The sequence below is a fragment of the Comamonas sp. MYb396 genome (genome assembly GCF_037479555.1).
In the GTDB taxonomy this organism is placed as follows: Bacteria; Pseudomonadota; Gammaproteobacteria; order Burkholderiales; family Burkholderiaceae_C; genus Comamonas.
This window is the reverse complement of the sequence record NZ_JBBGYU010000005.1, coordinates 97,660-123,841: the sequence shown is the minus strand read 5'-3', so window position 1 is coordinate 123,841 and position 26,182 is coordinate 97,660. Positions and strand designations below refer to the sequence as shown.

The 26,182-nt window shown below is 61.6% G+C and carries 25 protein-coding genes; 15 read left to right on the top strand and 10 right to left on the bottom strand.

The features are described from left to right. Nucleotides 1-9: 9 nt before the first annotated feature. From WH265_RS13140 to WH265_RS13125, 4 genes are read right to left on the bottom strand one after another with little or no spacing between them, the layout of a single operon-like run. A complete protein-coding gene (locus WH265_RS13140) occupies nucleotides 10-993 on the bottom strand; it encodes a Bug family tripartite tricarboxylate transporter substrate binding protein (RefSeq protein ID WP_133854793.1) in 984 nt (327 codons plus the stop codon). A gap of 47 nt (nucleotides 994-1,040) precedes the next feature. After that, nucleotides 1,041-2,237: a CaiB/BaiF CoA transferase family protein gene (locus WH265_RS13135; RefSeq protein WP_339558573.1), complete on the bottom strand. Its 1,197-nt coding sequence runs from the start codon at nucleotides 2,235-2,237 to the stop codon at nucleotides 1,041-1,043. Nucleotides 2,238-2,239: 2 nt separating this feature from the next. After that, complete coding sequence (locus WH265_RS13130; RefSeq protein WP_339558572.1) at nucleotides 2,240-2,974, bottom strand: enoyl-CoA hydratase/isomerase family protein; 735 nt, start codon at nucleotides 2,972-2,974, stop codon at nucleotides 2,240-2,242. A 6-nt stretch (nucleotides 2,975-2,980) separates the two neighbouring features. Then, nucleotides 2,981-3,964, bottom strand: coding sequence for an NAD(P)H-dependent flavin oxidoreductase (locus WH265_RS13125; RefSeq protein ID WP_339558571.1), 984 nt, complete (start codon nucleotides 3,962-3,964; stop codon nucleotides 2,981-2,983). A 598-nt stretch (nucleotides 3,965-4,562) separates the two neighbouring features. Here WH265_RS13125 and WH265_RS13120 point away from each other — a divergent pair. Continuing rightward, the gene (locus WH265_RS13120) at nucleotides 4,563-4,877 is read left to right on the top strand and encodes a hypothetical protein (protein WP_339558570.1); all 315 of its coding nucleotides are present in this window, start codon (nucleotides 4,563-4,565) and stop codon (nucleotides 4,875-4,877) included. Between the two features lie 51 nt (nucleotides 4,878-4,928). On the opposite strand, the gene WH265_RS13115 is transcribed toward WH265_RS13120, so the two are convergent. Then, complete coding sequence (locus WH265_RS13115; protein ID WP_339558569.1) at nucleotides 4,929-5,582, bottom strand: flavin reductase family protein; 654 nt, start codon at nucleotides 5,580-5,582, stop codon at nucleotides 4,929-4,931. A 255-nt stretch (nucleotides 5,583-5,837) separates the two neighbouring features. On the opposite strand from WH265_RS13115, the gene WH265_RS13110 reads away from it, so the two are divergent. Genes WH265_RS13110 through WH265_RS13095 form a run of 4 tightly spaced genes read left to right on the top strand, consistent with a single transcriptional unit; the run spans nucleotide 5,838 to nucleotide 9,635 of the window. Then, nucleotides 5,838-6,863, top strand: a complete 1,026-nt coding sequence (locus WH265_RS13110) for an ABC transporter substrate-binding protein (protein ID WP_339558568.1) — start codon at nucleotides 5,838-5,840, stop codon at nucleotides 6,861-6,863. Nucleotides 6,864-6,921: 58 nt separating this feature from the next. Beyond that, a complete protein-coding gene (locus WH265_RS13105; protein WP_230771914.1) occupies nucleotides 6,922-7,950 on the top strand; it encodes an ABC transporter substrate-binding protein in 1,029 nt (342 codons plus the stop codon). A 57-nt stretch (nucleotides 7,951-8,007) separates the two neighbouring features. Next, nucleotides 8,008-8,838 (top strand): ABC transporter ATP-binding protein, encoded by an 831-nt coding sequence (locus WH265_RS13100; RefSeq protein ID WP_021027056.1) that lies wholly within the window; start codon nucleotides 8,008-8,010, stop codon nucleotides 8,836-8,838. A gap of 20 nt (nucleotides 8,839-8,858) precedes the next feature. Continuing rightward, nucleotides 8,859-9,635, top strand: coding sequence for an ABC transporter permease (locus tag WH265_RS13095; protein ID WP_339558567.1), 777 nt, complete (start codon nucleotides 8,859-8,861; stop codon nucleotides 9,633-9,635). 113 nt (nucleotides 9,636-9,748) lie between these two features. On the opposite strand, the gene WH265_RS13090 is transcribed toward WH265_RS13095, so the two are convergent. The 3 genes from WH265_RS13090 to WH265_RS13080 all read right to left on the bottom strand — a co-directional run bounded on the left by WH265_RS13090 (nucleotide 9,749) and on the right by WH265_RS13080 (nucleotide 11,715). Then, nucleotides 9,749-10,498 (bottom strand): anti-sigma factor, encoded by a 750-nt coding sequence (locus tag WH265_RS13090; protein ID WP_339558566.1) that lies wholly within the window; start codon nucleotides 10,496-10,498, stop codon nucleotides 9,749-9,751. Then, a complete protein-coding gene (locus WH265_RS13085; protein WP_339558565.1) occupies nucleotides 10,495-11,073 on the bottom strand; it encodes a sigma-70 family RNA polymerase sigma factor in 579 nt (192 codons plus the stop codon). The genes WH265_RS13090 and WH265_RS13085 overlap by 4 nt, the downstream gene beginning before the upstream one ends. A gap of 69 nt (nucleotides 11,074-11,142) precedes the next feature. Next, nucleotides 11,143-11,715 (bottom strand): DUF3455 domain-containing protein, encoded by a 573-nt coding sequence (locus tag WH265_RS13080; protein WP_339520324.1) that lies wholly within the window; start codon nucleotides 11,713-11,715, stop codon nucleotides 11,143-11,145. A 254-nt stretch (nucleotides 11,716-11,969) separates the two neighbouring features. On the opposite strand from WH265_RS13080, the gene WH265_RS13075 reads away from it, so the two are divergent. Next, complete coding sequence (locus WH265_RS13075) at nucleotides 11,970-12,536, top strand: fasciclin domain-containing protein (protein ID WP_339558564.1); 567 nt, start codon at nucleotides 11,970-11,972, stop codon at nucleotides 12,534-12,536. A 325-nt stretch (nucleotides 12,537-12,861) separates the two neighbouring features. Further along, the gene (locus WH265_RS13070; RefSeq protein ID WP_339558563.1) at nucleotides 12,862-13,629 is read left to right on the top strand and encodes a FadR/GntR family transcriptional regulator; all 768 of its coding nucleotides are present in this window, start codon (nucleotides 12,862-12,864) and stop codon (nucleotides 13,627-13,629) included. 28 nt (nucleotides 13,630-13,657) lie between these two features. On the opposite strand, the gene WH265_RS13065 is transcribed toward WH265_RS13070, so the two are convergent. After that, nucleotides 13,658-14,362 carry an HNH endonuclease gene (locus WH265_RS13065; protein ID WP_339558562.1) on the bottom strand — a complete coding sequence of 235 codons (705 nt, stop codon included), beginning with the start codon at nucleotides 14,360-14,362 and terminating at the stop codon, nucleotides 13,658-13,660. A gap of 323 nt (nucleotides 14,363-14,685) precedes the next feature. On the opposite strand from WH265_RS13065, the gene WH265_RS13060 reads away from it, so the two are divergent. The 8 genes from WH265_RS13060 (at nucleotide 14,686) to WH265_RS13025 (ending at nucleotide 25,938) form a co-directional block, all read left to right on the top strand. After that, on the top strand, nucleotides 14,686-15,297 hold the full coding sequence (locus WH265_RS13060; RefSeq protein WP_339558561.1) for a DarT ssDNA thymidine ADP-ribosyltransferase family protein: 612 nt from the start codon (nucleotides 14,686-14,688) through the stop codon (nucleotides 15,295-15,297). 6 nt (nucleotides 15,298-15,303) lie between these two features. Further along, nucleotides 15,304-16,005: a DarT1-associated NADAR antitoxin family protein gene (locus tag WH265_RS13055; RefSeq protein WP_339558560.1), complete on the top strand. Its 702-nt coding sequence runs from the start codon at nucleotides 15,304-15,306 to the stop codon at nucleotides 16,003-16,005. Nucleotides 16,006-16,082: 77 nt separating this feature from the next. After that, complete coding sequence (locus WH265_RS13050; protein ID WP_339558559.1) at nucleotides 16,083-17,117, top strand: ligase-associated DNA damage response exonuclease; 1,035 nt, start codon at nucleotides 16,083-16,085, stop codon at nucleotides 17,115-17,117. After that, a complete protein-coding gene (locus tag WH265_RS13045) occupies nucleotides 17,114-18,829 on the top strand; it encodes an ATP-dependent DNA ligase (protein ID WP_339558558.1) in 1,716 nt (571 codons plus the stop codon). The genes WH265_RS13050 and WH265_RS13045 overlap by 4 nt, the downstream gene beginning before the upstream one ends. Beyond that, on the top strand, nucleotides 18,822-21,563 hold the full coding sequence (locus WH265_RS13040; protein WP_339558557.1) for a ligase-associated DNA damage response DEXH box helicase: 2,742 nt from the start codon (nucleotides 18,822-18,824) through the stop codon (nucleotides 21,561-21,563). The genes WH265_RS13045 and WH265_RS13040 overlap by 8 nt, the downstream gene beginning before the upstream one ends. After that, nucleotides 21,563-22,267, top strand: a complete 705-nt coding sequence (gene pdeM, locus WH265_RS13035) for a ligase-associated DNA damage response endonuclease PdeM (RefSeq protein ID WP_339558556.1) — start codon at nucleotides 21,563-21,565, stop codon at nucleotides 22,265-22,267. Before WH265_RS13040 ends, pdeM begins: the two co-directional genes overlap by 1 nt. A 213-nt stretch (nucleotides 22,268-22,480) precedes the next feature. Continuing rightward, nucleotides 22,481-23,518 carry a hypothetical protein gene (locus WH265_RS13030; protein ID WP_339558555.1) on the top strand — a complete coding sequence of 346 codons (1,038 nt, stop codon included), beginning with the start codon at nucleotides 22,481-22,483 and terminating at the stop codon, nucleotides 23,516-23,518. A 341-nt stretch (nucleotides 23,519-23,859) separates the two neighbouring features. Next, nucleotides 23,860-25,938 carry a catalase gene (locus WH265_RS13025; RefSeq protein ID WP_339558554.1) on the top strand — a complete coding sequence of 693 codons (2,079 nt, stop codon included), beginning with the start codon at nucleotides 23,860-23,862 and terminating at the stop codon, nucleotides 25,936-25,938. Here the strand turns inward: WH265_RS13025 and WH265_RS13020 are convergent. After that, nucleotides 25,916-26,167, bottom strand: coding sequence for a hypothetical protein (locus tag WH265_RS13020; RefSeq protein ID WP_339558553.1), 252 nt, complete (start codon nucleotides 26,165-26,167; stop codon nucleotides 25,916-25,918). The two genes, WH265_RS13025 and WH265_RS13020, sit on opposite strands and share 23 nt — an antisense overlap. Nucleotides 26,168-26,182 lie beyond the last annotated feature (15 nt).

The following is a 26,182-nucleotide window of genomic DNA, read 5'->3' as shown; positions in this document are numbered from 1 at the left end:
ACCTCTGTCTCAGTTTTGCAATTTCATGCCCGTGGCCTGCACCAGCTCGGCCAGCCGCTTTCCATCCACCTTGATGAACTCGGTCGCCTGCGCCTTCATTTGTGGCATGGGCTCCGCATTCTGGGCCAGCAGCAGCTTCTTGAACTCTGGCTTGGACTGCACGGTCTGCAAAGCCGCTGCCAGCTTGTCCACCACGGCCGCTGGCGTTTTGGCCGGCGCGGCGAGCGAATACCAGCTGCCCATTTCGCTGTTGGCGACACCGGCCTCTGCAAAGGTGGGGACATCAGGCATGTCCGGGGAGCGCTTGCTGCCGCCATAGGCCAAAGCCCGCAAACGGTTGGATTTGATGAAGGGGAGCACGGCGGAGATGTTCAGAAAGCCCACCTGGGCCACGCCCGCCACCATGTCATTCACCGCCGGTGCTGCACCCTTGTAGGGCACATGCAGCAGTTCCACCCCGGCCGCATGTTTGAAGGTTTCCGCACCGATGTGGGGCGATGAGCCCATGCCTGCCGAGGCATAGCTCAGCTTGCCCGGCTCGGACTTGGCCAGCGCAATGAACTCCTTGAGCGTCTTGGCCGGCACCGAAGGATGCACCGTCAGCACATTGGGCACATTGGCCACCATGCCGATAAACTCAAAGTCGTCCACGCCGTGGTAGGCCACCTTGGTGGCGAGCGGGGTGACGGTATGCGCAGCCGCCGTGCCCAGCAGCAAGGTGTAGCCATCCGGCGCCGCCTTGGCCACAAAGGCTGCCCCAATCGATGCACCTCCGCCCGCCTTGTTCTCCACAATCACCGACTGGCCCAGCAAGTCGCCCAGCTCCTTGGCCAGCGCCCGCCCCAGCAGATCCGCAGAGCCGCCGACCGCATAGGGGTTGACCAGGACGATGGGGCGCGACGGGTAGTCGCCCTGGGCCATGGCCCCCGGTGCAGCCAGGCTGGCAGCGGCAAGTACCGCAACACCGATCAGCGCACGACGAAATTTCAACATGCTTGTCTCCTTGATTTTTTGATGTCACATAGTTACCAGGCTGAGACTCAGATCGCGCCTTCTGCCCGCAATCGCTGTATCTCGTCCACACTCATCGCCAAGCGCTCGCGCAGCACCTCGTCGGTGTGCTCGCCAAGCAGCGGAGGGCGCTGCACCTCGGGGTCGTCAAACCCGTCAAAACGGAAGGGAATGCGCAGGCCACGAAAGCTGCCGATCTGCGGGTGCGGGTACTCCACCACCATGCCGCGCGCGGCGACATGCGCATTGCTCAGCACCTCATCGACTTGCAAGATGGGGCCGGCGGGCACGCCCACCGCATCGCAGCGGCGGCACAGCTCATCGCGGTCCAGCCGCGCAATGGCCGCCTGCAATCCCGCCATCACCTCCTCGCGGCGCGCCAGGCGCTCCGCATTCTTGGCAAGTGCGGCATCGGCCGCCCATGCTTCCAGGCCCAGCAGGTTGCACAGCGGCGCCCAGTGCTGGTCGCTGCCGGTGATCTGCACCCACTTGCCATCGCCGCAGACAAAGGCCGCAGAGGGGATACGCCCGGGATGCTCCGTGCCCAGCCGCTCAGGCACCTCGCCCAGCGCAAACCAGCGTGCAGCGGCCAGCGACAGCAAGCCCACCTGGCCGTCAAACATCGAAAAGTCCACATGGCAGCCCTTGCCAGACTTGGCGCGCCCCGTCAGCGCCGTCAGCACTGCAATCGCCACCCACAGCCCGGAGCTCAGGTCGGCCACCGGCAAGCCGGGCTTGACCGGACCGCCACCGCGCTCCCCCGTCAGGCTCATGATGCCGGCCATGGCCTGGAACACCGTGTCATAGCCCTTGCGCTGGGCGTAGGGCCCGGTCATGCCAAAGCCGGTGCAGCTCACATACACCAGCTGGTCGTTGACGGCACGCAGCGAGGGGTAGTCCAGACCATATTTGCGCAAATTGCCGACGGGAAAGTTCTCCAGCACCACATCGGCCTGCGCAGCCAGTTGGCGCACCACCGCCTGCCCTTGCTCGGAGCGCAGGTTCACCGTCACCGACTGCTTGCTGCGGTTGAATGCCAGGTAGTAGGCAGATACATCGCCGCCCTCGCCTTGCATCTTGGGCTCGAAGGAGCGCGTCTCGTCCCCGGCGACGGGCTGTTCAACCTTGATGACCTTCGCCCCCAGCTCCGCAAGAATCATCGAGGCGAAGGGACAGGCGAGCACCCGCGACAAATCCAGAATGGTGATGCCTTCAAGAGGACGCATACTCAGGCCTCCTTCGCTTTGCGAAAACCGCGCATCATCACATTGGCGTCGCGCCCCACTTCCAACGCGGGCCCCAGGGCCAGATCGGCTACCCGGTGAAAGCTGCGCTTGGTCGTGGCCATGGCCACCGGGCTCCAGCCTGCAATGGTGTGCGCCATTTGCAAGGCGGTCTCCAGCACCTGCGCATCAGGCACCACGCGGTTGCACAAGCCCATGGCCTTGGCTCCCGGGCCATCCAGCGGCTCGGCCAGCGCCACCAGCTCAAAAGCCTGCTTGCGCCCCACCTGGCGCACCAAATTGGCCATGACCACCGCAGCGACGATGCCGTGCTTGAGCTCCGGATACCCAAAGCGCACCGTCTCCGACATCACCGCCAGATCGCAGGCAATCGCCAGGCCCGCCCCGCCGCCCAGCGCATTGCCTCGCACGGCCGAGATCACCGGCTTGTTCATCTGCGAGAACACCAGATGCAAGGCCGTCGTCAGATCAGCCCGTGCGGTCACCGCCTGCGGGTCTTCGGGGGTGAGTGCAGAAAACTCGGTGGTGTCGGCACCGGCGCAAAACGACTTACCCGCCCCCGTCAGCACAACGGCATGGATAGCAGGATCACGGTCTGCCGCGCGCAGGCTATCGAGCAGTTCTTGGGTCAACACGGTGTTGAGCGCATTGTGCTTTTCGGGGCGGTTCAAGGTAAGGATGCGGACGGCACCACGGTCTTCAATCAGGAGATGTTGCATAGCGAATCAGAGCGGTTGGTTGTCAAAGTGGTTGTCGGTGGCCAGTTCCATGCCCGCCAGGCGGGCGCTGGCCTGCGCCAATTCCTGTACCAGTTGCGCCATCACTTGCGCTGCGGGTTGGATCTGCGAGACCAGGCCGGCCGACTGGCCCAGCTCGACCTTGCCCCATTCAATATCCCCGTCCAGCGCCGCTTGCTTGAGCGAGCTTTTTTTGAACAAGGCGTCGTAGTCGTCCTGCGCCAGCTGGTCACGTTCGGCATCAAAAATGGCCTGGGCAAAGGCATTGCGCAAACCCCGCACAGGAAGGCTTCTGCGCCCGATCAAGGCCGTGTCGTGCACATCGGCCGCCAGCACCGCAGCCTTGTAGTTGTCATGCACGGCCGCTTCATCCGTCAACAAGAAGCGTGTGCCCAACTGCACAGCATCGGCACCTAGCGCCAGCAAGGCCGCAATACCCCAGCCATCGGCCACACCGCCACCGGCGATCACCGGAATCGAAACCTCCTGCAGCACACGGCGTACCGTCACCAGCGTGCTCACCTCATTGGCAGGCGGATGGCCACCGGCTTCACCGCCCACCACCACCAGCGCGTCCACGCCTGCCGCCTCGGCCTTCTTGGCATGCGCCAAGGTCGATACCACCTGAATCCACACAGCGCCATAGTCCCGAAAACGCGGCAGGTGCGCCTTGGGGCCCCCTTGCGACGCAATCACCACCGGCACCTTGCGCGCCACCATCGCGTCCAGAATCTCTGCCACCTGGGGTCGGTACAAGGGGATGTTCACGGCATAGGGCTTGTCGGTCGCTTCAGCCAGTGCGTCGAGAGTGCGGATGAAGTCATCCAGGCGCAGCGGGCCTGCCGCCAGCACCCCCAAGCCCCCCGCATTGGAGACCGCCGCTGGCAGTGCCGCATTCGATGAAGCCCAGCTCATACCCGCCTGCACGATGGGGTGCCGTATACCCAGCAAGCGGGTGATCCGATTCGCCATGAGAACTCCCTGAAATCCAAAAGTAGTTGAAACTTTAAACTACTTTTATTCCAGCGGCAAGAGCCTACTCATCAATCATGATGAAAAAATATCTTGTCATTCCCCAATGAAAATTCTCAAACAAGTTGACAAATAAAACCAGATGCTTGATATATTCAACTTTTCCTGCGTGCACAAAGCAGGGGGAAGTTGCCTTCAATCGGAGCCCGGAAAGATCTGCGCGTTCGACGCAAAAGACCATGCCAGCGCCGCCATGCCGATGCGTACATCTCCCCCCGCAAATGTTCTGCACGGCACACCGCAGGCTCGGCGTTGCGTCACATTGATAGTCTTTGGAAAAAGCTGCCTCTATGCAGCCGGTCTGCGCATCCCATGCGTTGGATGGGTAGAACCCGCCAAGTTTGAGGATGGACCAACGACGGTGCCGGACATCGTGCGATGCCAAATAGTTTCAGGGAGAATCTGCCTTGAGGGGTTGGGTTCCCATTGGACGGCACAGGTGCCAAGCACAGACTTGGCTCCGACACTTCCTGTAGCTAGGATCCACGCCCCAATGCGCTTCAGCGGAATCCCCCGCCTCCCCAACCCGAGGAATGACATGCATCCTGTACCGCGCTTGGCCCAACAGCTGGTGGCTGAATGGGCGGAAGACCTGGCCCTAGTCCTTGGACGGCCTGCTGATGAAATCCGGAAAAAAGGTCTGGGGGCAGCAGACTTTCCATCCAACGAAAGCCTGCACATCAAGCTGATGGACGGCTCGTTTGTTCAGTTCGAATACGCATTCCATGTTGTCAATGCACAGAAGTTCGCGATTGCGGTGTTCACGGAACACTGCGGCTACCATGTCTTCCCCTTTCATGAGGCTGAGGTGTCCCGCATCCAGCGCGAGGTTCTGTTTGTGCAAGAGTTCTAGAGATCTAGCAACTCCCGCACCCTAGCAATCCCCCCGCGCCGGTAGCTCCCCTCACATCTCATCAATCGCCGTACTCCCCACCCCACTCTGCGCCGCCGCCAGGCCTTCCCCCGCCTCAATCGCAAAGCGCTCGCGGCAGTTGATATAAAAGCTCGCGCCAAAGCGCCCGACGGGGAAGAACTCCTGCAGGCGTACCCGCCATTTTTCGGTGTCGACCAAGCCGTCGCGTACGGCCAGCCATTGCACCCGGCCGATAAAGACATAGCGGCTCGCGGTTTCCAGGGTTTCGTGCAGCACGCATTCGAAGGCGACCGGGGCTTGCACGATTCGCGGGGGGCGCACGCTTTGGGAAGGGGTGGCTGTCAGGCCCGTGTGGTCCAGTTCGCTCTCATGCGGGGCCAGGCGATCACCGCAGCGGTGCATCGCGGCAGCCATGGCTTCGTCGGCGATATGCACCACAAACTCCTTGTCGCGCAGGATGTTGGTGGCGGTGTCCTTTTGCGCCTTGTCCTGCAGCTTGTTCACGCTCAGCATCACCACCGGGGGGTCCTCGCCCATCATGTTGAACATGCTGAAAGGCGCGGCGTTGACGGTGCCGTCGGCCCCCAGGGTCGTCACCAAGGCTATCGGGCGCGGCACGATCAGGCTGGCCATCAGCTTGTAGCGTTCGTAGGTGCCCAACTGGGCAAAGTCGATCTCGGTCATGGGCGCTTTCTCATCGTCTGAATGGCGCATTTTGCTTGCAATTGCCATGCCGGGCCGCCAGCGCCCCAGTAGCCGACCAAGCATGTATACAAGCTGCACCAAGCAGATGCGCAGCCCTGCATCAGTGCGTGCATATACCCGCATCCAACACCTTGCATTTGCACCAGCCTGGTGCAACAGCGCCTGCCAGTACAGGGGCTTACAAACTGGCACCGATCTTGCAAACGACCTTGTATGCAACATCGGAGGACCCCCATGCACAAGCGCAGTTTTCTGAAGACCACCGTCGCCGCTCTGGCGCTGTCCTGGGGTGCGGCCCAGGCGGCAGATACGCCCATCAAGTTTCAGCTCGATTGGCGCTTTGAGGGGCCAGCCGCCTTCTTCTTGCAGCCGGTCGCGCAAGGCCTGTTCAAAGCGCAGGGGCTGGATGTGACGGTGGACGCGGGCAATGGCTCGGGCGGGGCGGTGCAGCGCGTGGCCTCAGGCACCTATGACATGGGTTTTGCCGACCTGGCCTCGGTGATGGAGTTCCATGCCAACAACCCCGATGCGCCCAACAAGCCCGTCGCGGTCATGGTGGTCTACAACAACACGCCGGCCTCGGTGATGGCGCTCAAAAAGTCGGGCATCAAAACCCCCGCCGATCTGGCTGGCAAAAAGCTGGGCGCGCCGGTGTTCGATGCCGGCCGCAAGGCCTTCCCCATTTTTGAAAAGGCCAATGGTGTGAGCAACGTGGCCTGGACCGCCATGGACCCGCCCCTGCGCGAAACCATGCTGGTGCGCGGCGATGTCGATGCCATCACCGGCTTTACCTTTACCAGCCTGCTGAACCTGGAGGCGCGCGGCGCCAAGGCCAGCGATGTGGTGGTGATGCAGTACGCCGACTATGGCGTCAAGCTCTACGGCAACGTGATCATTGCCAGCCCCAAGATGATCCAGGAGCGGCCCGAGGCGATCAAGAAGTTCCTGACCGCCTTTGCCCAGGGCGCCAAGGGCGTGATCGCCAACCCGGCCCAGGCGATCCAGTCCGTCAAGGCGCGTGATGGCATCGCCAATGTGGCGCTGGAGACGCGCCGCCTGCAGCTGGCAATCGACACCGTTATCAACAGCGCCGATGCGCGCAAGGAAGGCTTTGGCCGCCTGGACAGCAGCCGCCTGAGCCTGATGGCCGCCCAGGTCTCCGATGCCTATGGCACCAAGACCCGCGTCAAGGCCGAAGACGTCTGGAACGGCAGCTTTCTGCCGCCCGCCGCCGTGCTGGATGTGCTCCCCAAAAAGTAAGCCGTCCCAAGCCTTCTCCACCCCATTGCCTCCCACCACCACCCGACGAGACCATCCCGTGAAAAAACGCAGCTTCCTCCACGCATCCCTGGCCTTGCTGGCCGCCGCCAGCACCTGCAACGCACTGGCCCAGCCGCTGACGCCGCTCAAGTTCCAGCTCGACTGGCGCTTTGAAGGCCCGGCCGCGCTCTTTGTGCACCCCGAGCAAAAGGGCTACTTCAAGCAGGCAGGTCTGGATGTGACGGTGGAAGCGGCCAGCGGCGCGGGCGCCATCCAGCGCGTGGCCTCGGGCACGCATGACCTGGGCTTTGCCGACCTGGCCGCGCTGATGGAGTTCCATGCCAACAACCCCGATGCGCCAATCAAGCCGGTGGCCATCATGGTGATCTACAACACCACGCCGGCATCGGTGATGGCGCTGAAGAAATCCGGCATCACCAAGGCCAGCGACCTGACCGGCAAGAAGATGGGCGCGCCGATTTTTGATGCGGGCCGCCGCACCTTCCCGATCTTTGCGCAGGCCAATGGCGTGGGCGCCGTGCAGTGGACGACGATGGACCCACCGCTGCGCGAAACCATGCTGGTGCGCGGCGATCTGGATGCCGTCACGGGCTACACCTTCACCAGCCTGCTCAACCTGGAGGCGCGTGGCATCAAGGCCGAAGACGTGGTCGTGCTGCCCTATGCCACCCATGGCGTGCAGCTCTACGGCAACGTCATCATCGCCAGCCCCAAGCTGATTGCCGAGAAGCCCGAAGCCGTGCGCGCCTTCCTCAAGGCGTTTGCGAAAGGCGCCAAGGAGGCGATTGCCGATCCGCAGGCCGCCATTGCCTCGCTCAAGGCCAAGGATGGCCTGGTCAATGTGCCGCTTGAGGTGAAGCGCCTCAAGCTCACCATCGACACCGCCATCGACAGCAAGGGCGCGCGCGAGGAAGGCTTTGGCCAGCTGCGTACCGAGCGTCTGGGCCTGATGGCCGAGCAGGTTGCCAAGGCCTACGAAACCAAGAACCCCGTGCCCGCCCAGGCGGTGTGGAACGGCAGCTTTCTGCCCAGCGCTGCCGAGCTGGACATCCTCCCCAAGCGCTGATCTTGCCGCCTGCAGGGCGCAGCTTGCGCCCTGCCCTTTTGAAGACGATTGCACCCTATGACGGCCTCCCTCCAAGACCCTGCCTTTGTTGAGTTTCGCGATGTCTGGCTGGCTTACAACGACGAGTTGCAGGCCAAGAACCAGTTCGCCGTCGAAGCCATTGACCTGCAAGTGCGCCGTGGCGAGTTCATCGCCATCGTCGGCCCCTCGGGCTGCGGCAAATCCACCTTCATGAAGCTGGCCACCGGCCTGCGCATGCCCAGCATTGGCAAGATCCGCATCGATGGCCAGCCGGTCACCGGCCCGCTCAAGATATCGGGCATGGCCTTCCAGTCGCCATCGCTCTTGCCCTGGCGCACCACGGTCGACAATGTGCTGCTACCGCTGGAGATTGTGGAGCCGCACCGCAGCCAGTTCAAAGCCCGGCGCCAAGAGTACGAAGAGCGCGCCCGCCGCCTGCTGCAAAAGGTGGGCCTCGCGGGCTATGAGGACAAGTTCCCCTGGGAGCTGTCAGGCGGCATGCAGCAGCGCGCCAGCATCTGCCGCGCGCTGATCCATGAGCCCAAGATGCTGCTGCTGGACGAGCCCTTTGGCGCCCTCGATGCCTTCACCCGCGAAGAGCTCTGGTGCATCCTGCGCGATCTGCATGCCGAGCAGCAGTTCAACGTCATCCTCGTCACGCATGACCTGCGCGAATCCGTGTTCCTGGCCGACTCCATCTATGTGATGAGCAAGAGCCCCGGCCGCTTTGTGGTGCGCCGCGATATCGACATCCCCCGCCCGCGCGACTTGGAGCTGACCTACACCAAAGAGTTCAGCGACATCGTGCATGAGCTGCGCGGCCACATCGGCGCGATGCGCAAGACCGGCACCGTGATCAACCAGTAAGCGCCCAGGCCCATTCACTTATGTACAAGCTCAACAACCCCAAGCTCGAACGCTGGTCGCCCTGGCTGCTGCTGGCCGCCGTCGTCATCGTCTGGCAAATCATCTGCTCGGCCTTCCAGGTGTCGGAGTTCATCTTCCCCAGCCCCTTGCTGATCTGGCAGCAGTTTCTGGAGTTCCACGCCGTCATCGCTGCGCACGCCTGGCGCACCTTCTGGGTGACGATGGCCGGCTTTGGCGTGGCCATCGTCGTCGGTGTTTTGCTGGGCTTTTTGATTGGCAGCTCGCGCCTGGCCTATGCCGCCGTCTACCCACTGATGACCGCCTTCAACGCACTGCCCAAGGCCGCCTTTGTGCCCATCCTCGTGGTCTGGTTTGGCATCGGCATTGGCCCGGCCATCCTCACCGCGTTTCTGATCAGCTTCTTCCCCATCATGGTCAATATCGCCACCGGCCTGGCCACCTTGGAGCCGGAGCTGGAAGACGTCCTGCGCGTGCTGGGCGCCAAGCGCTGGGATGTGTTGATCAAGGTCGGCCTGCCCCGCTCGCTGCCCTATTTCTACGGCTCGCTCAAGGTTGCCATCACCCTGGCCTTTGTCGGCACCACCGTGTCCGAGATGACCGCCGCCAACGAAGGCATTGGCTACCTGCTGATCTCCGCCGGCTCATCGATGCAAATGGGCCTGGCCTTTGCGGGCCTGTTGGTGGTGGGCGCCATGGCGATGGTGATGTATGAGCTGTTCAGCTTTGTCGAGAAGCGGACGACCGCATGGGCGCACCGAGGTGGAGATAACCGCTAATGCGGCTTCGTTGACCTGCCGATTCCAGCCGATATCTGCCGACATTAGGCAGACCAAAGCAAAGGGGCCAAGTGATTGAACTGGCCCCTTTGTGCTTTGCAAAAAGACTCGCGCTAGATTTGCACCGCCCGGCCGATGAACTGGATCGGCCCTGTCGGCTTGCCAATCGGCGATCCGCCTGCCGGCTCCAAGGTCAGCTCAAACAGCTGGTTGGGCTGCAGCGGTGGCAGCTTGTCCACGGGCACCTCAATCGCCTCACCCGGTTTGACGAGGCCCAGCGACACCGGGGCGCTCCAGCCATCGGCCTTGGTCCAGAACTGCAAGGATTTCTCGGCCGGCACCACATCGGTGCCTAGCGGCACCAAGCGCAGCCGGTCTGCCGCCTGGGCCTGCACCAGCCAGCCAGGGGCCTGGCTTTGCGGCGCGGCCAGCACCACAAAGTAGCGAGCGGGCCCTGGTGCGGGCGCGGGGCCCAGCACCAGCACACCGGCCAGCACCGCAGCGGCTGCAAAACCGCTGCCGGCCAGGCCACGCCATAGCGCCAGGCTGTCCCAATCCCACCAGCGGCGCGGCACTGCGGCGGCGGCTCGCTGCAGCTCGGCTGCGGGCCACAGGCTGGCCGTAATGCGTGGCCACAGGCCCGTGCTCGGCTCTTGCGGCGGGGCCAGAGTTGTCAAGGGTTGCAGGCGCTGCTCCCAGGCATCCACGGCGGCGCGCAGCGCAGCATCCTGCGGCAGGCGCTCTTCGATTGCGCGGCGCTGTGCGGCATCCTGCGTGCCCAGCACATACTGGCCGGCCAGCGTCTGCAGGTCGTCCGGGCTGTCGCCATCGGGCGGCAAATGGTTGTTGGTATCGGCGCTCATTGCATGCATTCCCGCAGGGCGCGCAGGCCCCTTTGTATCCACGCTTTGACGGTTCCCAGCGGGGCCTGCACCCGCGCTGCAATCTCACTGTGGCTGCAACCATCTACATAGGCATGCAGCAGGCATTCGCGGCGCTGTGGCTCCAGGCCATCCAGGCACTGGCCCAGGCGGCCCAGCTGGGCCTGGCGGTCCAGGGCATCGCCCTCTTCCTGCCAGGCAGCCATTGCGGCGCTGGCTTCATAGGCAGCGGCGGTCGGCTCATCCAGTGTGCTTTCGCGGGCGCTGCTGCGCACCCGGTTCAATGCGGCATGCCGAACAATGCTATAGATCCAGCCTCTAGCCGCACCCCGCGCCGCATCAAAACTGTGCGCCTTGCTCCAGATCGACACAAAGGCATCGTGCAGCACATCTTCGGCCGCTGCGCGGCTGCGCACAATGCGCATGGCCACCCCCAGCAGATAGCGCGACTCTTGCTCATAGATACGCTGCAGCGCATGGCGGTCGCCACGCGCGCAAGCTTCTAGCGCCAAAGCATGGTCAAAATTGTCGTCGGTCACAGAAGCGGCAGGCGGCATGAAGGCAATCCACGAAGAAGGAAAGGGGAGGAAATCCTTCTTCGAGTGTAGCCGCTAGAAAACAAAAGTTTACATTGGCTTCCAGAAGATGTAGTCAGCTTGGTACTGCACCACCGTCTTTTGGCCCTTCTGTGCTGGCGTGCAAGGCTTGTCAGCCGGTGCCACACCGCCCTTCAAGGCCACGCGCTGGATATGACTCACACCCACCAAAGCACCGCTGCCCGTTGCGGGGTTGGCCTTCACCAATTGGTACGGCAGATTGCCGGCACCTGCTGGCGCCACGGCCAGCTGGGTTGCCGTCAGCTTGGAGCCGTCGTTCGCTTCCCAAGTAGCTGGTGGGCCGTAGTAGCGGCCAACCGACTTGCCAGCGCGGTCCTTCAGCACTGCGTCTGGGCCCACAAACACCCATTCGGTCTGGCCGGCTGCATTGGCCTTGTCGCGGCATTCGTAGGTGATGTCACCCGAACCCACCGTCTCCCAAGCCACCTTGTGGCCGGCTGGCACCTGGATGGTTGCTGGCAGCGAAGCCTGCGAGAAAGCCATCTCCTTTTTCTGCATCGAGCCGCAAGCGGTGAGCAGGCCGATGGAGGCCACTGCGGTGGCGATGGCGGCGATACGGGGTGCTGTGCGAGAGGTCAACATACGAGTTCTCCTAAGTTAGGGGGACAGGACGAGAGTGAAAACAGCGCTCATTGATGTGCTGTTAGTGTTACTAGTCGCCAGATGCTCGTATGGATGCAGTGGATGCAAAAAAATTTTGCGTTGGCTGCATCGGCTCCCTTGCTCCCCTCTTTACAAGCGTTTCCACATTTGTTGAATCCAGTGCGCCATCCGCTGCGTATTCCAAACAGCCGCAACGTTTTTTCGGCTGAACATCCACACGCAAGGAGCAACTCATGGCCTCGATTCAAAGTACCCGCAAACTGGTCTCTTATGGCATGGCATTCATGGTCGCTAGCACCTCCATGGCAGCGATCGCCAAAGACGTGATGGTGGGCGGCGCGCCCATGCTGCCCACCAAGGACATCATCGACAACGCCGTCAACTCCAAGGACCACACCACCCTGGTGGCAGCAGTCAAGGCTGCAGGCCTGGTAGAGACCCTTAAGGGCCCAGGCCCCTTCACCGTGTTTGCCCCCACCAATGCCGCCTTTGCGGCCCTGCCCGCCGGCACCGTAGACAACCTGCTCAAGCCCGAGAACAAGGCCATGTTGACCACCGTGCTGACCTACCACGTGGTGGCAGGCAAGTGGGATGCCGCAGCGATCAGCAAGATGATCAAGGACGGCGGAGGCATGGCCAGCATCAAGACTGTCAGCGGTGGCACCCTGGTCGCCAAAGCCCAAGGCTCCAAGGTCATGCTGACGGACGAGAAAGGCGGCACCGCCACCGTCACCATCCCCGATGTCTACCAATCCAATGGCGTGATCCATGTGATCGACAAGGTGCTGCTGCCTAAATAAGGCTGGCATCTGCTGATGGGGTCGTAGCCGCTGCAGTGCATGCAGGGCAGCGGCCACCACGCACCCCGCCGCAGGCCGCCAATAAGGGCCTGCGGCTTTGGCGTTGGCGTGCCTTGACTATGCAGGCTGGCGGCAAGCAGATCGCCCCGTTGCGGCAGATGCAGCCACCGCATCCACAGCAGCCTGCCCCTTGGCCAAACACAAGGCATAGCGATCCATTGCGCCTAGGGCGCAGGCAGCGCCCCTGGGCTGGAGTACAGTAAGCCCCATCTTGCGGCCTGGCAGCAGCCAGCGCCCACTCCCAGCAACCAGCTCCTGCCCACGCATGCCGATCTCCTTCACGCCCGTCAAGGCCGCCAACTCCCTCGCCGACCAAGTGGCCCAGGCGCTGGAGGCCAGCATTCGGCAAGGACACATGCAACCGGGAGACCGCCTGCCCACCGAGCTGCTGCTGGTGGCGCAATTTGGCGTTAGCCGAACAGTGGTGCGAGAGGCGCTGTCCCGCCTCAAATCCAGCGGCCTGGTCGCCTCCCGCCAAGGCAGCGGCGTCTTTGTACAAGCGCCTAGGGCCGAACCTCTGGACCTGGAAAAAGGCCATGCCGCCTCGCAAGAGGCCGTTATCCAGATCGTAGAAGTGCGCCGCGCGCTAGAGGCCGAAGTGGCCGAACTAGCAGCCGCCCGCCGCAGCACCGCCGATCTGCGCCACATCCGCGCTGGCGTCAAGGCATTGGCCAAGGCGGTAGCCAATGGCCAAGACGGTGTAGCCGAAGACGTCGCCCTGCACCGCGTCATAGCTCAGGCCTCTGGCAATCCTTTTTTGCTCAGTACCTTGGATTACCTGTCGCAAGTGCTAGCTGGCGCCACGCGCATCACGCGTGCTAATGAGGCGCGGCGGCAAGATTTTGCCGCTGCGGTGACCCAGGAGCATGCGCGGATTGTGGAGGCGATTGAGGCGGGCGACCCGGCCGCTGCGCGGGCGGCAGCGACCGCGCATATGAATAACGCGATTGACCGGATCCGGCAGGCGGATCCGGGGTTTTGGCTGCAGGATGGGGAGAGGTTGGTTCGGGTGTTGTTGGGAGGCAAGGAGTAGTCCATCTCCAACTTATTGTTGGACTGACCTAGTTTTGTCGTTCACGTGCAAGGATGTTTCTGAGGTCCTCAATCGACAAAACCTCCGTCTTACGATGCAACATGGAATGACAGTTGGGGCAAACAGGCCGTAGATCATTCTCTGGATCTAGTAAATAAGACCCACCAAGGGTATGAATCGGTTTGAGGTGATGCACATGAATGAATCCTTTGCCGAGATCCCCATACACCTTATGAAAATCAAAGCCGCAAGCAGCGCAAGTGCAGCCCCATCGCTTGATACATCGTCGCTTTGCCGTTGAGTCACGCTCATACGCGTTGACCGTCACCTGCTTCTTGACACCTTCGATGACGCCAGCGGTATCCACCAGTTCTTCCGCAAATCTAAGCGGAGTGGACAACTCGCCAAAAACCCCATCGAGGAACCCCTTCAGCCGCGGCTGAACGTTTGCCCCAACATTCCGTTGAGGCTTGAGGCCACGGAGTCGTTCCAAACCCTGCGACTCCAGCAAATACGAGATGTTCTGCATGCGGCGTTCGAATGCACCCTCGACTCGACCAAACCGCGTTGAAAGATCGCGGTAGTAGTGAGCTTTCACGTATGGGGTTCCCTCTGCATCGAACTGCATCATTTCTGCATAGCTGGCAACGGTTGCTTGTAGCTCTTCATCGGACCAATCACCACTGCTAGCTCGCTTAGTTGCGCTAAACATCTTGGAGAAGTGAATAGCCATAGACCTCGAATTACTAAGTATTCAACATAGAGAGACTTACCCAGTGCAGCAAGATCCCATCACACTATTCTATAAGATGCAATTCCAATACTAGTCATCAACAAAGGCCGCATTTCTACAAGTTTATTTATCTAAAGATCTTCTTGTAGGCTCCCAGCAGCCCATAAATTTCGAACGAAATAATTTTCAAATCAGGCGGCAACAATTTAAAAATAGAAAATTTCAAACAAGAAGCTTAAGTATATTGAAGAAATCTTCAAAAATATCTTCGAACAATTGACACTTTGTGTTACATTGAGAAATTAATATTTTTCGGTGATATTATGAACATTCAGTCTTATGCGCAATCTCGAGGAATCAGAAGTCTAATTCATTTCACGAGAAAAGAGAATATTTCTTCAATATTACAAAATGGATTAGTTAGACGTGATATCCTTATTGAAAATGGGTTCGTTAATTATAATGATCAGATAAGAGTTGATCGCACGTCAGCAATTTGCGCTACCATTAGCTTCCCAAATTATAAGATGTTTTTCTCTCTTCAGCGAGCGAATCCAAATACCGAATGGGCCGTGCTTGAAATCCATCCCAGAGCATTATGGGAATTAGAATGTGCATTCTGTTTTGCCAATGCTGCATCTGCAGAAATAAGCGCTATACCAATCAACGAAAGAAAATCACTGAATGCGTTTACAGCCATGTTCAACGATGTACCCGGGGTAGTACGTGAGAATTTAGGAATTCCAAATGAATATACTACCAACCCACAAGCCGAAGTTTTATTTTTAAATGGCATCCCCCGCGAATATATTAAAAATATTAATGTAAAGTATTCGGCTGAAAGAGATCGCCTTTTAGAAGCGCGTCTCGGATGTGATGTCTGGTATAATTGGGGCTATTTTTCGCCACGCAGTGATTATGAACATTGGAGGTAATACGGTATGGCTTCTCGCCCAATCTTCTCCCCGTCACTAAGTGGACCACTTTTAGTACAGACGCATTCTATAAATTTCCAGTGGTTCCCGGGAATGGCGAAAGTTCAGTCTCAAAAATCAATAGCATCATTACACGAAAATGCTAAGAAAGAAATTTCCATACAACGGATTTTAGAAATATCCAGTAAATCACCAGATGATATAGGTGTAAATCTTAGCGCATTTAATTTAATGGTAATAACGCCCAAAGGTCGAGAATACAGCTTGGAGTGCGCGTATCAGGCAAGCAAGGTTTTCGAATACGCAGGACCATTTCCAGACATGCTTGAAATGAGCTCTATAGAAGCGAAAAAGGATTCACGCCTAAAAACCAGTGGAAACCTTTTGAAATTCAGTTTTTATGGAAGGGACTGGGATCTTCTTCCGAGAACTGCCTTCTATGATTGGCTATATATCAATGCACTACACAGGCAGCCTGCTCTTGCCGAGCAAGTACTCGACTACCAAGCCTTCTCAGACATCGCATTCAATCCCGAAAAATCCATAAATTGTCAAGCCTACGCTGCCGCTCTTTACGTATCCCTGCACAGAAGAGGATTAATAACATCAGATTTTTTGAAAAATAAAGAGAGTTATCTTGAAGTAATTGCAACAGGCGAGATCAGTAACGCACACGAAGACTCTACTATTCAAAATAGATTAATCTAGAATACAATCCTTCTCCCGCATCCCAACAAGGCAAACTCTGACGCCCACCCCCGCCCACGCAGCCGCAGAATTTGCCCATGCTCGCTGCTTCTGCATCTGCCAACGCCCCACCCGCTGACGTCATCACCCTGACCGACAAAGGTCTGTACTGCGCGGCTGGGGATTTTTTTATTGATGCCTGGAAGCCGGTACACCGCACTTTTGTCACCCACGGCCACTCGGACCATGCCCATGTGGGGATGGGCGAGTACTACTGCAGCTCGACCAGCGAGCCGATATTGCACTGGCGGCTGGGGGAGCAGAACATCCATGCGCTGCCGTTTGGGCAGACGATCACGATGGGGGAGGTGCAGGTATCGCTGCACCCGGCGGGGCACACTCTTGGTTCCGCCCAGGTGCGGGTGCAGCACGGCGATGCGGTGTGGGTGTTTACCGGTGACTTCAAGCGCGAGCCAGACCCAACCTGCGAGGCGTTTGAGCTGCTGCGCTGCGACACCCTGATTTGCGAGGCGACCTTTGCCTACCCGGTGTACGCCTGGCCCACGATGGCCCATGAGGTGGAGCGCATTGAGCGCTGGGTGGCGCATTGCAAGGCTCAGGGCAAGGCGGCAGTGCTGTATGCCTACAGCCTGGGCAAGGCCCAGCGGGTACTGGCAGGCTTGGCCGGCAAGCTGGATGCGCCCGTCTTGCTGCATGGTGCGATGGCACGCGGCACCGATATTTACCGGCAGGCGGGCATTGCGCTGGCCGCTACCGAGATGGTGGCCGATGTGCCCACCGATACGGACTTTGCTGGCCGCATGGTGCTGGCACCGCCCTCTGCGCAAGATTCCGCGTGGCTCAAGCGCTTTAAACAGGTGGAGCAAGGCTTTGCCTCGGGCTGGATGCTGCTGCGCGGCAATCGGCGGCGGCGCAATATGCAGCGTGGCTTTGTCATATCGGACCATGCCGATTGGCAGGAACTGGTCGACACCATTACCGAGAGCGGCGCCCAGCGCGTGCTCGCTACCCATGGCAATACCGATGCGCTGATCCCCTACTTGCAGAGCCTGGGCATACAGGCGGAGCGCCTGCGTACCGCCTACGGCGATGAAGAGGAGGCCGCCGAATGAACCGCTTTGTGGCGCTGTACCAGTTGCTGGACGAAGCCTCCGGCACGCGCGACCGGGAGCAGGCCCTGCAGCAGTACTTTGCCGGTGCCACTGCGGCCGAGGCGACCTGGGCCGTCTATGTGCTGAGCGGCGGCAAGGTGAACACCGGCAAGAACCGGCTGGCCACCACCACCGAGCTGCGCAGCTGGGTGAGCGAGCTGACCGCCCTGCCGCTGTGGCTGGTGGAAGAGAGCTACCGCCAGGTGGGCGATTTGGCGGAGACCTTGTCGTTGTTGGTGGCGGCATGGCAAAAGCAGGGTATCAAACACCCTGAGCTGGCTAATGCGCCCGGCACAGCCGTGGCCCCCGATGCCGATGCGCCCTGGCATGCCTCCTTGCTGGGCGCAACCTTCAAGCCTCCCGACAACGACAGCCGTCTGGACGAATGGACTGAGCAATTTTTACTGCCGCTGGTGGCCGCCCATACCGAGCAGCGCAAGCGCGCGATCCAACAGGCCTGGCAGCAGCTGGATACGCCTTCGCGCCTGGTCTTTAACAAGCTGCTGACCGGATCGCTGCGCGCAGGCGTTAACAAGCGCAGCCTGCAAAACAGCCTGGCGCCGCTGGTGGGGATATCTGCCGCCGATATGGCGCACCGCATGGTGGGCGAATGGCGGCCCAGCGCCCAGGCCTATGAGGCCTTGATGGACCCGGACACCAGCGCGCAGCTGCTGGATAAGCCCTACCCCTTCTACCTCGCCTCCCCGCTGCCGCAAGAGCCGGAAGCCTTGGGCGACCCCAAGGACTGGCTGGCTGAATGGAAATGGGATGGCATACGGGTGCAGCTGGTGCGGCGCCAAGGCCATGCGCCCTATCTGTGGTCGCGCGGCGAGGAACGGCTGGATGGCCGCTTTCCGGAGCTGGAGGCCGCCGCCGCGCTGCTACCGGGCGATATGGTGCTGGATGGCGAATTGCTCGCCTGGGATTACGAGCAGAACAAGCCGCTGGGCTTTGTCGCGCTGCAAAGCCGCATTCAAAAGCGCAAGCCTTCTGCCAAGCTGATGCAGACCGTGCCGGCGCGCATTCTGTTTTATGACCTGCTGGAGTGTGACGGCGAAGACCTGCGCGCCCAGCCGCTGGAGCAGCGCCGTGCCAGGCTGGAAGAGGTGATCAACCAGGCCCAGCTGCCCGCACTGGGCCTGTCGCCCCAATTGCCGTTTGATGACTGGGAGGCACTGGCCCCGCTGCGCAATACCGCCGCCGAGCGCAACGCCGAAGGGCTGATGCTCAAGGCGCTGGCCTCCCCCTACAAGGAAGGCCGGCGCCGGGGCGACTGGTGGAAGTGGAAGGTGGACCCGTTCAGCATTGATGCGGTACTGATTTATGCGCAAAGCGGCAGCGGCCGCCGCAGCACCTTGCACACCGACTACACCTTTGCGGTGTGGAGCGGCGATGCGCTGGTGCCTGTCGCCAAGGCCTACTCGGGCCTGACCGATGTGGAGATTTTGCGGCTGGACAAATGGATACGCAGCCACACGGTGGAGCGCTTTGGGCCGGTGCGGTCAGTCACGCCCAGCCTCGTGTTTGAGATTGCCTTTGAAGGCGTGAACCGTTCCACCCGCCACAAATCCGGCGTGGCGGTGCGCTTTCCGCGCATCTTGCGCTGGCGCGAGGACAAGACCGCGCAGGATGCCGACCAGCTGGGCGCCTTGCTGGAGTTGGCCGATGGCTGAGTTGGACACCACCACAGCCCCCAGCGACCGCGCGATGCAGCGCGCGGCCAAGCGCTGGCGCGACTGGTTGAAGGAGCAGGACATAGGTGCGGCGATCTTCCAGCAGCAGGCCTGGCGCGCGTATGCGGATGGGCACAGCGGTTTGGTATCGGCCCCCACCGGCCGGGGCAAGACCTTGGCGGCGCTGGGGGGCCCGTTGATGCAGGCGATGGCCGAAGCCGAGACGCCCGAGGGCCGCGCAGCGCATGGCCCGCGCATGCTCTGGGTAACGCCCCTGCGTGCCCTGGCCAGCGATACCCGCGAACGCATCACCGGCCCGGTAGCCGCCGTACTGCCCCACTGGCAAGTGGCGATGCGCACGGGCGACGCCACATCGCGCGACAAGCGCCTGACCGACACCGGCAAGGCGCAACTGGTGGTGATAACGCCTGAGTCGCTTGCGCTGCTGCTGAGCCATGAGCGCAGCCGCGAGCAGTTCAGCCAGCTGCGCTGCATTGTGGTGGATGAGTGGCATGAGCTCTTGCCCAGCAAGCGCGGGGTGCTGCTGCAGCTGAACCTGGCGCGCATCCAGGCGCTGGCACCGGGCGCGCAGGTCTGGGGTTTGTCGGCGACGATTGGCAACCTGGCAGAGGCCAGCGACGTGCTGCTGAGCGCCTGGCAGGTGAAGGAGCCGGCGCTGATCCAGGATAGGCGGCCCAAGCCTTTTCATCTGCACAGCATCACGCCGCCGCTGGGCACGCGCATGCCCTGGGCGGGGCATTTGGGCCTGGCCAATCTGGGCGAGGTGGCCAAGCTGGTGTTCAGCGCGCCCAGCACGATTGTGTTTACCAACACCCGCGCCCAGGCCGAGCTGTGGCACACGGCACTGGCGAGCATATGGCCGGAAGACGCTGACACCTTGGCCATCCACCATGGCTCGCTGGACCAGGGCGTGCGGCAGTCGGTAGAACAGCGCCTGCGCGCAGGCACCCTGCGCTGCGTGGTGGCGACCAGCAGCCTGGATTTGGGCGTGGACTTCCCCGCCGTCGAGCGCGTGATTCAGATTGGCGGCGCACGGTCTGTGGCCCGCATGGTGCAACGCGCCGGCCGCGCTAAACACCGGCCCGGCGCTGCCGTGCATGTGGAGGCCGTTGCCACCCAGGCGATGGACCTGGCCGAGTTTGCCGCCGTGCGCGAGCTGGCCGAGGCCCAGGTGTATGAGCGGCGCGAGCCCTTGCGCCTGTGCTTTGATGTGCTGAGCCAGCATGCGATGAGCGCGGCGCTGGCGGGGGGATTCAGGCCGCCGGAGCTGCTGGCCGAGGTCCGGCGCACAGCGGCTTTTTGTGATCTGAGCGATGCGCAGTGGCAGGCGGTGCTGGCGTTTTTGCAGCATGGCAGCGATTCGCTCGTGCAGTACCCGCAGTACGAGCGCCTGCGTTGCGAAGATGGCCTGTGCCAGCCGGCCAACACCGGCGTGGTGCGCATGCACCGCATGTCGATTGGCACGATCACCGCGCATGGCGCAGTCAATGTGCAGTACCTGCGCGGCGCGCGGCTGGGCTCGGTCGAAGAGGCGTTTATCGCGCGCCTGAACGCTGGCGATGTGTTTAACTTTGCCGGCCGCAGCCTGGTGCTGGTGCGGCTGGAGAACAACACCGCCTGGGTGCGCCGCAGTGCCCAGGTGGGCCTGCTGACCCCCGCCTGGGCCGGATCGCTGATGCCCATGTCCTCATCCCTGGGCGAGCGCATGCAGCAGCTGCTGAGCCAAGCTGCTGCCAGCCCTGCCGCCGATGACGCGCCGCACGCCCGCGAGCTGCAATGGCTGCAGCCCTTGCTGCAGCTGCAAAGCCAGCGCTCGCTGGTGCCGGATGCTGACCAGCTGCTGATTGAGCAGGTCGGCAACACCCAAGCCGCCCAGGCGCCCAAGGCCGCACCGCTGTTTGTCTACCCCTTTGCCGGCCGGGTGGCGCATGAGGGGCTGGCGGTGCTGATTGCCACGCGCCTGGCGCATCGGCAAGCCAATACCTTTGCCTGGGCCTGCAATGAGATCGGGCTGATGGTCCAGCCCACCTTGCCCATCGATGCGAATGCGGTGGACTGGGCAGAGATATTTCAACTCGACGGGCTTGACACCGATCTGCGCTCGGCCGTGAACTTCAGCGAATTGGCACGCAAGCGCTTCAAGGAGATTGCGCAGATTGCGGGCCTGGTGCAGTCCAAGGTGCCGGGCAAGAAAAGCCGGGCCAGCGATAGGCAATTGCAGGTCTCGGCCAGCCTGCTGTTTGATGTGCTGAGCAAGTACGACCCCGAGCACCTGCTGCTGCGCCAGGCACGGCAAGAGGCGCTGGACCAGGAGCTGCACCTGCCAACGATGCAAAGGCTGCTGGCCAGCATTGCAGGCCGGCAGATCGCATTGCGCTTTCCGGCCAAACACACGCCGTTCTCGTTTGGGCTGTGGGCGGAGAGCTTTCGTGGCCAGCTCAGCAATGAGACCTGGCAGGACAAGGTGCGGCGCATGGCCGCACAGCAAGAGCGCCAGGCCAGGGGCGAGCCCACACCAGGCGCACTACGCTCCGCACGCGCACCAAAAACACCACGACCGGGCGACCCGCGTAAGGGCACGCCACCGCAGCGCGCGCCCCACCCCGGCAGCCTTAACCAGGCCGCAACCAAGGCGGCGCCCAAGCAGGCCGCCCCCCGCAAGGGCATACGCAGCACCCCGCAGCGTGCGCCCCAAACACAGGACACCCACTAATGGCAGGTACGCAATCGGCACCGCTTTTCTCCCCCATCCAACTGTCGCCATCGCCCCAGGACCATGTCGCGGCCAGCATTGCCGGCATGGAGTTTTTGGTGCTGACCGAGCGCGCATTGTTCTGGCCCCAGGAGAGCATGCTGATCATCGCGGATTTGCACCTGGGCAAGAGCGATATCTTTAGGCGCCGGGGCGTGGCCGTGCCGCTGGAAGTGCAGCGCCAAGACCTGCTGCGCCTGCACCAGATTCTGCAAAAGTGGCAGCCCCAGGAGCTGGTGATTCTGGGCGACTTTGTGCATGGCCGCTTTATTGGTGAAGACACTTTCCAGCTGTGGCAAAACCTGCGCCGCGCCAACCTCAAGACCCGCTTTAGCCTGACGCGCGGCAACCATGACCGCTACCTGCAGACCGAGGCCTTGCTGCTCGATGACGTGCACACCCACCTGGCACGCAACCAGGTGCTGATGAGCCACGAGCCCATGGGCCCGGGCGTACACCACTTTGCGCTCAATATCCACGGCCATGTGCACCCAGCCATGCGCGTGCCGCAGCTGCGCCAGCGCCTGCCTTGCCTGGCCTACTCGGCCCCCTACCTGAACCTGCCGGCGTTCTCGGAGTTCACCGGCTCGGGGCCGATGGCGGTGCAGCCGCTGCATGCCTGGCTGTTTGCCGGCGAAGGCACGGCGCCGATTGCGGTGTATTGATGGCACTTTGCTGATCGCCAGCTTGCGCTCTCCCTGTCTCAGACGGTCACTGCATTCCTGCTGCCACAACGCCAAAAACCAAGCCTGGCGTGCCTTTGCGCAGATTGGCTGATGGCGCTAACAGCGAAGCGCGCACGGTCTGGCCCGCGTTTGGACTACAAACTTTTTGGGGGCCAAAAGCAGAATAAAGGCGTCATCTAACAAGGAATAGCCATGGTCACCACCTACATAGAGGAAGAGCGCGTCGTCACCGGCGCAGTACCGCGCGCATTAGCGGGCAGCAGCGAAAGTGCGGTCTCCTGGGCCGCCATTTTTGCGGGCGCATTGGCAGCAGCGGTGCTGTCGCTACTGCTGTTCATGCTGGGCATTGGCCTGGGCCTGTCGTCGGTCTCGGTCTGGTCGGGCCGTGGGGCCGATGGCGAAACCATTGGCTGGGGCGCGGTCGCCTGGCTGGCATTTACGCAGCTGGCCTCTGCCGGTGTGGGTGGCTATATCGCTGGCCGCCTGCGCACCAAGTGGCAGGGCGTGCACACCGATGAGGTGTACTTCCGCGACACCGCCCATGGCTTTCTGTCCTGGGCGCTGGCGACGATGCTGATGGTGGCAGTAGCCGGCTCGGTGGCAGGAGCTGCGATCTCCGGCACGGCCAAGGCCGCCGGTGCGGTGGTGAGCGGCGCCGCCCAAGTGGTGGGCGGTGCAGCCAGTGGTGCCACCGGTGTGATCGGTGGTGCCGCCTCTGCCGCACTGACCGGTGCTGCTGGCGTGACCGCTGGCAAGGCCAATGAGCCAGGTTCGGACCTGAACTACTGGATCAACAGCCTGCTGCGCCAAGGTGGCCCGACTGAGCAGCAAAAGCAGGACATGAAGGACGGCGCGCAGAACGTTGCCCAAAAGGCCCGCTCCGCCGCCGAGGATGCCAGCGAGATGAGCACCGTGTTTGTGCATTCGCTGCAAGCTGGCTCGCTGTCCAACGACGACCGCCAGTACCTGGGCCGCCTGGTGGCACAGCGCACCGACATGGGCCAGGAAGAGTCCGAGAAGAAGGTGCAAGCCACCTACGACCAGGTCAAGCAACAGATCGACAAGGCCAAGCAAGCTGCGCAAGACGCCGAAGCCAAGGCCAAGCAAACGGCCGAGCAAGCCCGCAAGGCTACCGCCTACTCGCTGCTGTGGATGTTTGTGGTGCTGCTGATTGGTGCCTTTGTGGGCAGCCTGTCTGCCACCTTTGGCGGCCGCCAGCGCGACGCTTAACTGACCATCGATTCCACCTGAACACCACCTTTGCCTGTGGGCAGACCTAGAAAGGAAACACCATGCGATCCATCCTGCTTTGGCTGATTGGCGTGCCAATCCCGATCATCATTTTGATTGCCATCTTCTTCCATTAAGAAGATAGCGCCCCAAGCACCCAGGCCGCTCGATGAGCGGCCTTTTTGCGCTCGCCTGCGGCATCGGAGAAAACAGGCCGCCACCTCAGCCTACGCATACAGCCAAGCCCTCCAAACGCCTACAAGCGCGGCGTGGTGCAACTGTCATCCTTGGTGGTTCCAGCCCACCGGCTGACCACAACGCCAAACCCACGGAGATCCACGATGACCACTCGCAAATCGACCTCGTCCGCAGCAAAGACCCAAGGCAACGCAGGCGAGCTCCATGAGCAGGCCGGTGACGGCCACCCAGTGATGACGACGCAGCAAGGCATTCCGGTATCGGACAACCAGAACTCGCTGCGCGCCTTCAACCGGGGCCCCACCCTGCTCGAAGACTTTGTGCTGCGTGAGAAGATCACGCACTTTGACCATGAGCGCATTCCAGAGCGCATCGTGCATGCACGCGGCACGGCAGCGCATGGCTACTTTGAGCTGAGCGATTCGCTGAAGAAGTACACAACGGCGAAGGTGCTGACCGAAGTGGGCAAGAAGGTGCCGATCTTTGTGCGCATGTCCACCGTGGCGGGCGGCGCAGGCTCAGTCGATACGCCGCGTGATGTACGCGGCTTTGCGATCAAGCTCTATACCGACGAAGGCAACTGGGACCTGGTGGGCAACAATATTCCGGTGTTCTTTATCCAGGATGCGATGAAGTTCCCCGACCTGGTGCATGCCGTCAAGATGGAGCCGGACCGGGGCTTTCCGCAGGCAGCTTCTGCGCATGACACCTTCTGGGATTTCATCTCGCTGATGCCCGAGTCGATGCACATGATCATGTGGGCGATGAGCGACCGCGCCATCCCGCGCAGCCTGCGCACCATTGAAGGCTTTGGCGTGCACAGCTTTCGCCTCATCAACGACAAGGGCGAGAGCACCTTTGTGAAATTCCACTGGCGGCCCCAGCTGGGCATCCAGTCCACCGTCTGGGACGAGGCCGCCAAGCTGCAGTCTGCCGACAACGACTACCACCGCCGTGACCTGTTCGAGGCGATTGAAGCCGGCCATGCGCCTGCCTGGGATCTGTTGGTGCAGCTGTTCACGCAGGAAGAGGCCGATGCCCTGCCCTATGACCATCTGGACCCAACCAAGATCATTCCGGAAGAGGTGATTCCGCTCAAGAAGATTGGCAGCTTCACCTTGGACCGCTGGCCGGACAACTTCTTTGCCGAGACCGAGCAGGTCGCCTTCTGCCCGGCCAATGTGCCGCCAGGCATTGATTTCTCCAACGATCCGCTGCTGCAAGGCCGCTTGTTCTCGTACCTGGACACGCAGCTGTCGCGCCTGGGCGGGCCCAACTTTACGCAGATCCCCGTGAATGCGCCCAAGTGCCCGTTTGCGCATACCCAGCGCGATGGCCATATGCAAACCCAGGTGTCCAAGGGGCGTGTGGCGTATGAGCCATCGAGCCTGGACCCGAACTCACCCCGCGAATCGCGCGCCCAGGGCTTCCGCTCGTTTGCGCAGCCTTCGGAGGCCGATGCCAAGAGCCGCATCCGCCCTGAAAGCTTTGCCGACCACTACAGCCAGGCGCGCCTGTTCTACACCAGCCAGAGCGCGCTGGAGCAAGCCCATATCGCCAGCGCCCTGGTGTTTGAGCTGTCCAAGGTGCAGACCCCCCATGTGCGTGAAGCCGTGGTTGCCCACCTGCTGGTGATTGACAACGACCTGGGCAAGCGCGTGGCCAAGGGCCTGGGCCTGGCGACCCTGCCCAAGCCTGCCAAGCCAGCGGTGCCTGTGCAAGACCTGCCACCCAGCCCTGCGCTGCGCATCATCGACCGCATGAAGCCGACCCTGGAAGGCCGCTGCGTCGCCATCCTGGTGGACGACGGCTCCAACGCCGAGAACGTGGCCGCGCTGCAAAAAGCCATCCTGGCCGAGAAGGCCATGGTCAAGATCATCGCCCCCAAGATTGGCGGCGCGACCTTGAGCGATGGCAAGCACATCGCCGCAGATGCCCAACTGGCCGGCGCGCCATCGGCACAGTTTGATGCGGTTGCCTCTGTGATCCCGATGGCATCGGGCGAGATGCTGTCCAAGGATGGCGCGGCGCAAGACTGGTTCCGCGATGCCTTTGGGCACCTGAAGGCGATTGCTGCTTGCAAGGCCACGCATTTGATCCTGGATGCCGCTGGGGTAAAGCCCGATGAAGGCGTGTTTGAGCCCAAGGATGTGGCCGGCTTTATCAAGGGCGCGAAGACGCGCTTTTGGGACCGCGAGCCTAAGGTGCGGACCTTGGCTTGATGGCCAGTTTTAGGGGGCCGCTGGCGGCCCCTTGATGTCCCGCCACCAGGCGCTGTAGTGAAAGCTGCAGCGCCTTTTTTGCATCCATATCCAGCAAGCACTGGCCGATTCGCGCCCGTCCACTGGTCTTGCCCGGGCCAATAAAAAACCCTGCACCGCCTCGGGAAAGTACCGCGCAAAGCCGCAGCAAGGCAATGCTATGATCCGGCAAAATTTGTATGATAACCATACCAGTCTCCCGAGG

Excerpts from the sequence above, each read along its gene's own strand:
- pdeM (WP_339558556.1), top strand. The coding sequence starts at position 21,563 with ATGGCAGGTACGCAATCGGCACCGCTTTTCTCCCCCATCCAACTGTCG.
- WH265_RS13050 (WP_339558559.1), top strand. The coding sequence starts at position 16,083 with ATGCTCGCTGCTTCTGCATCTGCCAACGCCCCACCCGCTGACGTCATC.
- WH265_RS13135 (WP_339558573.1), bottom strand. The coding sequence starts at position 2,237 with ATGCGTCCTCTTGAAGGCATCACCATTCTGGATTTGTCGCGGGTGCTC.
- WH265_RS13065 (WP_339558562.1), bottom strand. The coding sequence starts at position 14,362 with ATGGCTATTCACTTCTCCAAGATGTTTAGCGCAACTAAGCGAGCTAGC.
- WH265_RS13040 (WP_339558557.1), top strand. The coding sequence starts at position 18,822 with ATGGCTGAGTTGGACACCACCACAGCCCCCAGCGACCGCGCGATGCAG.
- WH265_RS13120 (WP_339558570.1), top strand. The coding sequence starts at position 4,563 with ATGCATCCTGTACCGCGCTTGGCCCAACAGCTGGTGGCTGAATGGGCG.
- WH265_RS13025 (WP_339558554.1), top strand. The coding sequence starts at position 23,860 with ATGACCACTCGCAAATCGACCTCGTCCGCAGCAAAGACCCAAGGCAAC.
- WH265_RS13045 (WP_339558558.1), top strand. The coding sequence starts at position 17,114 with ATGAACCGCTTTGTGGCGCTGTACCAGTTGCTGGACGAAGCCTCCGGC.
- WH265_RS13125 (WP_339558571.1), bottom strand. The coding sequence starts at position 3,964 with ATGGCGAATCGGATCACCCGCTTGCTGGGTATACGGCACCCCATCGTG.
- WH265_RS13115 (WP_339558569.1), bottom strand. The coding sequence starts at position 5,582 with ATGACCGAGATCGACTTTGCCCAGTTGGGCACCTACGAACGCTACAAG.
- WH265_RS13055 (WP_339558560.1), top strand. The coding sequence starts at position 15,304 with ATGGCTTCTCGCCCAATCTTCTCCCCGTCACTAAGTGGACCACTTTTA.
- WH265_RS13130 (WP_339558572.1), bottom strand. The coding sequence starts at position 2,974 with ATGCAACATCTCCTGATTGAAGACCGTGGTGCCGTCCGCATCCTTACC.
- WH265_RS13080 (WP_339520324.1), bottom strand. The coding sequence starts at position 11,715 with ATGTTGACCTCTCGCACAGCACCCCGTATCGCCGCCATCGCCACCGCA.
- WH265_RS13090 (WP_339558566.1), bottom strand. The coding sequence starts at position 10,498 with ATGAGCGCCGATACCAACAACCATTTGCCGCCCGATGGCGACAGCCCG.
- WH265_RS13075 (WP_339558564.1), top strand. The coding sequence starts at position 11,970 with ATGGCCTCGATTCAAAGTACCCGCAAACTGGTCTCTTATGGCATGGCA.
- WH265_RS13095 (WP_339558567.1), top strand. The coding sequence starts at position 8,859 with ATGTACAAGCTCAACAACCCCAAGCTCGAACGCTGGTCGCCCTGGCTG.
- WH265_RS13070 (WP_339558563.1), top strand. The coding sequence starts at position 12,862 with ATGCCGATCTCCTTCACGCCCGTCAAGGCCGCCAACTCCCTCGCCGAC.
- WH265_RS13030 (WP_339558555.1), top strand. The coding sequence starts at position 22,481 with ATGGTCACCACCTACATAGAGGAAGAGCGCGTCGTCACCGGCGCAGTA.
- WH265_RS13060 (WP_339558561.1), top strand. The coding sequence starts at position 14,686 with ATGAACATTCAGTCTTATGCGCAATCTCGAGGAATCAGAAGTCTAATT.
- WH265_RS13020 (WP_339558553.1), bottom strand. The coding sequence starts at position 26,167 with ATGGTTATCATACAAATTTTGCCGGATCATAGCATTGCCTTGCTGCGG.
- WH265_RS13085 (WP_339558565.1), bottom strand. The coding sequence starts at position 11,073 with ATGCCGCCTGCCGCTTCTGTGACCGACGACAATTTTGACCATGCTTTG.
- WH265_RS13110 (WP_339558568.1), top strand. The coding sequence starts at position 5,838 with ATGCACAAGCGCAGTTTTCTGAAGACCACCGTCGCCGCTCTGGCGCTG.
- WH265_RS13100 (WP_021027056.1), top strand. The coding sequence starts at position 8,008 with ATGACGGCCTCCCTCCAAGACCCTGCCTTTGTTGAGTTTCGCGATGTC.
- WH265_RS13140 (WP_133854793.1), bottom strand. The coding sequence starts at position 993 with ATGTTGAAATTTCGTCGTGCGCTGATCGGTGTTGCGGTACTTGCCGCT.